General features: G+C 66.9%; 4 protein-coding genes and 2 pseudogenes. 1 reads left to right on the forward strand and 5 read right to left on the reverse strand.

Annotated features, from left to right (window positions below; genetic code table 11):
• Nucleotides 1–639 (reverse strand): annotated as a pseudogene (locus K789_RS0101870) (ribonuclease E/G); the annotation flags it as partial.
• A 473-nt stretch (nt 640–1,112) separates the two neighbouring features.
• Here K789_RS0101870 and K789_RS0101875 point away from each other — a divergent pair.
• Nucleotides 1,113–1,784, forward strand: a complete 672-nt coding sequence (locus K789_RS0101875; protein WP_024365259.1) for a vitamin K epoxide reductase family protein — start codon at nt 1,113–1,115, stop codon at nt 1,782–1,784.
• A 105-nt stretch (nt 1,785–1,889) separates the two neighbouring features.
• Here the strand turns inward: K789_RS0101875 and ndk are convergent, their stop codons facing one another.
• From ndk to K789_RS22045, 4 genes and pseudogenes are all read right to left on the reverse strand, one after another.
• Entirely contained in the window at nt 1,890–2,303 is a 414-nt protein-coding gene (ndk, locus tag K789_RS0101880) for a nucleoside-diphosphate kinase (RefSeq protein ID WP_024365260.1), read from the reverse strand.
• A gap of 43 nt (nt 2,304–2,346) precedes the next feature.
• The gene (locus K789_RS0101885) at nt 2,347–2,790 is read right to left on the reverse strand and encodes a DUF4233 domain-containing protein (RefSeq protein WP_024365261.1); all 444 of its coding nucleotides are present in this window, start codon (nt 2,788–2,790) and stop codon (nt 2,347–2,349) included.
• 3 nt (nt 2,791–2,793) lie between these two features.
• Entirely contained in the window at nt 2,794–4,152 is a 1,359-nt protein-coding gene (locus tag K789_RS0101890; RefSeq protein WP_024365262.1) for a bifunctional folylpolyglutamate synthase/dihydrofolate synthase, read from the reverse strand.
• A gap of 3 nt (nt 4,153–4,155) precedes the next feature.
• A pseudogene (locus K789_RS22045) lies at nt 4,156–6,473 on the reverse strand (class I tRNA ligase family protein); the annotation flags it as partial.

The following is a 6,473-nucleotide window of genomic DNA, read 5'->3' on the forward strand; positions in this document are numbered from 1 at the left end:
GGCGGCAGCCGGGGCCGGGCGCACGACGGCGGTCAGGTCGGGTGCCTGGAAGATCATCGAGGTGACTGCTCCCGGCTCAAGGAAGAGCGAGGAGGCGGACGGTGCTTCGGCGGCCGTCTCGGTTGCGGCCGTCTCGGTTGCGGCTGCGGCGGGGGCGGCTGCTGTGTCCGCGGCGGGGGCCGCGGCGGTTTCTTCCTCTGCCGGGGCCTCTGCTACAGGGGCCTCAGCCACCGGTGCTGCGGCTTTGGCGCGGCTGGCCCGGCGCCGGACAGGCTTTTCCACCGGTACGTCAGCAACCTGGGCAGCCGGGGTTTGAGCAATCGGATTTTCAGCGGCTGCTGGCTCTGCCGGGGCTTCGTCAGCGAAGGCCGGAAGGGGTTCGGCCGGTTCAGCGACCTTGCGGGCGCGGGAGCGGCGGACGGGCGCTTTGGCCTTGGCTTCGGCGGCCGGGGCTTCTGCGTCGGCGGCGGGGACTGCTGTGTCCGCTGCAGCATCCGCTGCGGTCTCAGTTTTGGGAAGGGCCTTGCGGCGGGTGCGGACGGGCCGCTTCGGCGGCGTGGCTACAGCTGATGCTTCGCCTTCTGTTTCCTGCGTGACAAGCGCGTCTTCGTTGCCTGTTACAACCTGGTCATTATCCATATGTGGCGACACTCCTGCCCCTGACGTGCCGCCACATCCGGCACCCGTTGGGGCAAATATTTGTCAACACCCGCGGGCATTGACAGAAGTCAATTGGATACCCTCAGGTTCGCACCGGCAGTGGGGTGCGGCAGCCCTGGAGGGCCGGCGGAATTGTTCTGAAACCCGTTGATCTACACGCCACAACCAGGTGCCGTCCAATGGCATTGCGGGACAGCCTGGATCAGAGGATCCGTGGCTCCCTGCTCATCATTGGCGGTCTTGGGAACAAAGTCGCCGGACCGGGACCCGGATGTGGATCGGGTTCCAGCCACGTTCATTGTCTCACAGGACCCGTCAAAGCAGGCGTAAGCAAGGCATCCGGCCCGCACCGTGGACCGAATCCCTTATGAAGGCGCGGCGCCGCCCGGACTTCATCCAGTCTCCGGCGATACAATCGCACCAGTTGCACCCGACCGAAGGACAGTCATTCCATGCCCAGCATCTCCAGTGCCACCGGCGAGGCAGCCGCGCAGCAGCACAGCTCCACCCCATCCGCTGCCGACCGGCCGCTGCCCCCGATGACCCGCGACCGCCCGTTCGCGTGGCTCCTGCTGATCACCGGCGTCGTCGGCTGGCTGGCCTCCGGAGCCCTGGTGCTGGAAAAGCTTGAGGTCCTCAAGGATCCCAGCCACGTGACCGTGTGCGATGTGAACCCGTGGATCTCCTGCGGGCAGGTCATGCAGACCTGGCAGGGCTCGGTGTTCGGCTTCCCCAACATGTTGATGGGCATCGTGGCGTTCGCGGTCATCATCACCACGGCCATGGGCATCCTCGCGGGAGCAACGTTTGCCCGCTGGTACTGGCTGGGCCTGCAGACCGGCGTGACCCTGGGCTTCGCGTTCGTGGTCTGGCTCTGGTCACAGGCGCTGTACTCCATCCACATCCTGTGCCCGTTCTGCATGGTCGTCTGGGCCGCGATGATCCCGCTTTTCGTCTGGGTCACCGTCCGCAATGTGACGCACGGCGTGATCCGGCTGCCGGCCGGCCCGACCAGGATCCTGGGCGACTCCGGCTGGATCATTACCGCCCTGCTCTACGTCGCGGTGGTCGCCACCATCTTCTTCGCCTTCATCCAGGTCTTCATCGGGACCTCCGGCTACTAGGGAGACGGACCCAGGTTAACCGCCGCGAGGTGACAGTTAAGGCCAATGTTCAACTCGAACATTGGCCTTAACTGTCACCTCGGCGGGGTGGGGGTCAGGAAAATCCTAGAACCAGATCTTGATCTCGCGTTCCGCGGACTCCGCCGAGTCCGAGCCGTGGACCAGGTTCTGCTGAACCTTCAGGCCCCAGTCGCGGCCGAAGTCGCCGCGGATGGTGCCCGGGGCCGCCGTCGTCGGGTCCGTGGTGCCGGCGAGCGAGCGGAAGCCCTCGATGACGCGGTGGCCTTCGAAGATCGCGGCGACGACCGGTCCGCTGAGCATGAACTCGACGAGTGGCTCGTAGAACGGCTTGCCCACGTGCTCCTCGTAGTGCTGCTCCAGCAGTTCGCGGCTTGCATCAACCTTCTTGAGCTCGGCCAGGGTGTAGCCCTTGGCTTCGATGCGGGCGATGATGCTGCCGGTCAGGTTGCGGGTGACGCCGTCGGGCTTGATCAGGACGAGGGTGCGCTCAATGCTCACAGCTGCTCCAATATGTGTGGGGTGAGTGGGTTTGGCAATAAGTCTAGTTGCTTGGGGCGTCGGGGTGGGCTGCGTCCCAGGCGGCCTGGTCGCGTTCCCGCTGGGCGGCCTCGCGGTCAATCCGGATACCGGTGCGGATGCCGTACCACCAGGCCAGCGCGAAGAGCCCGCCGACCAGGAACATCGCCGGTTCCAGGATGCCGGTCAGGATCAGCACGATCTGCAGGATCCAGCCCAGCGCCACGCCCCACGGCTTTGTCAGGACCGCGCACGTGAAGGCATACACGAGGCACAGCGCGATCCCGACGGAGAAGATCAGGACCGGCGGGAACTCGTCCCGCCGGAGTCCGAACACCGTGAGGGTGCCGAAGAGCACCACAAAGGCCTCGAGCAGCAGCACGGTGGAGGCGAACATGACCTTGGTGGAGCGGCGTTTCCTGGGCATGCCCGGCCGCCATTCGCGCTGGGCCTTGGTGAGTTTCGCCATGGTCTAGGCGTCCGCCTTTCCGAGCAGGATCCGGGCTTCCGCGACGAGCGTGATGGAGCCGGTGACGAGGACGCCGCCGGCGAGGTCGTCGTTGGCTTCGGCACGTTCCACGGCCCATTCGAGGGCGTCGTCGAGCTTCTCGGCCACGTGGATGTTGTCCTCGCCGAAACCCAGGTCCAGGGCGAGTTCCGCGAGGTCCTCGGCCGGCACGGCGCGGGGCGAATTCGACTGGGTGAAGCAGTACTCGGCGGCCAGGGCGCCGAGGGATTCCTTGAGCTGGCGGAGGATTTCCTCGGCGTCCTTTTCCCGCAGGACACCGACCACCACCACGAGCTTGGTGAAGCTGAACGCCTCGTGGATGGCCTCGGCGGAGACCCGGATGCCTTCGGGGTTGTGCGCGGCATCCACGATGATGGTCGGCGCGGTGCGCACCACTTCGAGGCGGCCGGGCGAGGTGACCGAGGCGAAGGCCTCCTGCACCAGCTCGGCGTCGAGCGGCTTCTCAGCACCGAAGAAGGCCTCCAGCGCAGCGATCGCGACGGCGGCATTCTCGGCCTGGTGTGCCCCATGCAGCGGAACCAGGAGGTCCTCGTAGCGGCCCGCGATGCCCTGGATGGTCACCACCTGGCCGCCGACGGCGACGGTGCGGGATTCGACGCCGAACTCGACGCCTTCGAAGCGGAACGGGACGTTCGTTTCCTTGGCCTTTTCCAGCAGCACCTGGGCTGCGTCCCGGGGCTGCGCGGCGCTGACCAGGAAGCCGCCGGGCTTGATGATGCCGGCCTTTTCGTACGCGATCTCCTCAGTGGTGTCACCCAGGAGGTCCGTGTGGTCCAGCGAGATCGGGGTGACCACAAAGACCTGCCCGTCGCCGACGTTGGTGGCGTCGGTGATCCCACCCAGGCCCACCTCGATGACGGCGACGTTGACCGGCTGGTCGGCGAAGATCGCGAAGCCCAGGATGGTGAGGCACTCGAAGTAGGTCAGCCGGGGCTGGCCCTCGGCCTCGAGCTCGCTGTCCACGATGGCCAGGTACGGGCGGATCTCGTCCCAGATCCGGACGAAGGTCTCATCCGGCACCGGGGCGCCGTCGATGCTGATCCGCTCGGTGACCTTGGACAGGTGCGGGCTCGTGTAGCGCCCGGTGCTCAGGCCGTGGGCGCGGAGTCCGGCCTCGATCATGCGGGCGGTCGAGGTTTTCCCGTTGGTGCCGGTGACGTGGATGATCGGGAACGCCTTGTTCGGCTCCCCCAGAATGTCCATCGCCCGGTGCAGCGGGGCCAGCCGCGGCTCCATCTTGTTTTCCGGGGCCCGGCCCAGCAGCTCGGCGTAGACACTTTCTACGGAGAATTCGTCGCTCATGGACTACGCCTCAACTTTCTTGGCAACACTGACCTGGGGTTCCTTGACGTCGGCCGCAACGGTTTCCAGCTCGAGGGTCAGGGTTTCGGTCTTGACGAGTTCGGCGTTGGCCAGCAGGGCATCGACGACGTCCTGCGTCGCGGTGACGGTGGTGTGGATCCGGTCGCTGACGTTGAGTCCGGCGTCCTTGCGGGCCTGCTGGATGGCGCGGACCATGTCGCGGGCCGCACCTTCGGCCTCGAGCTCAGGGGTGACCTCGGTGTTGAGGACAACGAAGCCGCCGCCCGGCAGGACCGCGGCCGCGCGCGATCCCTCGCCTTCCGCGGCCTCGGCCACGACGGTTTCCAAGGTGTATTCCTGCGGCTCGAGCGCGAGCCCGCCGGCGGTGACCACGCCGGCATCGTCCACGGACCAGTCGCCGGACTTGGAGCCCTTGATGGCCTGCTGGACGTTCTTCCCCAGCCGCGGCCCGGCGGCCCGGGCGTTGACCACGAGCTTCTGCTCAATGCCGAACTCCTCCGGGGAGGCGCTGTCGGCGTCGAGCAGGCGGACGGACCGCAGGTTCAGTTCATCGGCGACGACGGCGGCGAAGCCTTCCAGCGCATCCGCGCCGGGTGCCACGACGGTGAGTTCCTGCAGCGGCAGGCGCACCCGCAGGTTGGCGGCCTTGCGCAGCGAGGAACCGGTGGAGCAGATCTGCTGGACGCGGTCCATGGCCTCGACCAGTTCCGGGTTGGCCGGGAACAGTTCCGCGTCCGGCCAGTCGGCCAGGTGCACGGAGCGCCCGCCGGTGAGGCCGCGCCAGATCTCCTCGGAGACCAGCGGCAGCAGCGGGGCCGCGACCCGGCAGACCGTCTCCAGCGCGGTGTAGAGCGCGTCGAAGGCGTCAACGCTCTCGTCGAAGAAGCGCTGCCGGCTGCGGCGGACGTACCAGTTGGTGAGCATGTCCAGGTAGCTGCGGAGCTCGTCGCAGGCGCCGGAGATGTCGTAGCTGTCCAGCTGCGCGGTCATGTTCCGGACCAGGTCCCCGGTGTTGGCCATCAGGTACTGGTCCAGGGTGTCGGCGTAGCCGTCGTGGCGGAGCTTAGCGTCGTAGCCACTCGCTTGTCCCCCGGTTCCACCGGCTGCGTTCGTGTACAGCGTGAAGAAGCTGTACACGTTCCAGAGCGGCAGGATGACCTGGCGGACGCCGTCTCGGATGCCCTGTTCGGTGACCACGAGGTTGCCGCCGCGCAGGATCGGGCTGGACATCAGGAACCAGCGCATCGCGTCGGAGCCGTCGCGGTCCAGGACCTCAGAAACATCCGGGTAGTTCTGCAGGCTCTTGGACATCTTCTGCCCGTCGGAGCCCAGCACGATGCCGTGGCTGATGACGTTGCGGAAGGCCGGCCGGTCGAACAGCGCGGTGGAGAGGATGTGCAGCATGTAGAACCAGCCGCGGGTCTGCCCGATGTACTCAACGATGAAGTCGGCAGGGTTGTGCGTGTCAAACCATTCCTCGTTCTGGAACGGGTAGTGGACCTGGCCGTAGGGCATGGAGCCGGAGTCGAACCAGACATCCAGCACGTCCTCGACGCGGCGCATGACGGACTGGCCCTCGTCCGGGGTCCGGGGGTCGTCCGGGTTCGGGCGCGTCAGCTCGTCGATGAACGGCCGGTGCAGGTCCACCTGGCCGTCGTTGTTCAGCGGCAGCCGGCCGAAGTCGGCTTCGATCTCGGCGAGCGNGAGCCGTAGACGTCGGTGCGCGGGTAGTCCGGGTCGCTGGACTGCCATACCGGGATGGGGCTTCCCCAGTAGCGGTTGCGGCTGATGGACCAGTCGCGGGCGTTGGCGAGCCACTTGCCGAACTGGCCGTCCTTGACGTTGCCCGGGATCCAGTTGATCTCCTGGTTGAGTTCGGACATGCGGTCCTTGAACTTGGTGACCTCGACGTACCAGGAAGACACGGCGCGGTAGATCAGCGGGTTGCGGCAGCGCCAGCAGTGCGGGTAGCTGTGCTCGTAGCTGGCCTGGCGGACCAGGCGGCCCTGCGCGCGCAGCACCTGGGTGATGGGCTTGTTGGCCTCGAACACCTGCAGTCCGGCGATCCCGGCGAGGTCGCCGTGGCCGAACAGCGGCAGGAACTTTGCGCCCTCGTCGACCGAGAGGACCACGGGGATGCCGGCCTCTTCGCAGACCTTCTGGTCGTCTTCACCGTAGGCCGGGGCCTGGTGGACGATGCCGGTGCCGTCGGTGGTGGTGACGTAGTCAGCGACCAGGAAGCGCCAGGCGTTCTCGGTGCCGTATTTTTCGGCGTCGTGGAAGTAGTCCCAGAGCGGCTC

This window comes from Arthrobacter sp. TB 26, assembly GCF_000427315.1.
Taxonomy (GTDB): domain Bacteria; phylum Actinomycetota; class Actinomycetes; order Actinomycetales; family Micrococcaceae; genus Arthrobacter.

What these genes read in the sequence shown, in the direction of transcription:
- K789_RS0101875 (WP_024365259.1), top strand. Translation starts at nt 1,113, where the DNA reads ATGCCCAGCATCTCCAGTGCCACCGGCGAGGCAGCCGCGCAGCAGCAC.
- K789_RS0101885 (WP_024365261.1), bottom strand. Translation starts at nt 2,790, where the DNA reads ATGGCGAAACTCACCAAGGCCCAGCGCGAATGGCGGCCGGGCATGCCC.
- K789_RS0101890 (WP_024365262.1), bottom strand. Translation starts at nt 4,152, where the DNA reads ATGAGCGACGAATTCTCCGTAGAAAGTGTCTACGCCGAGCTGCTGGGC.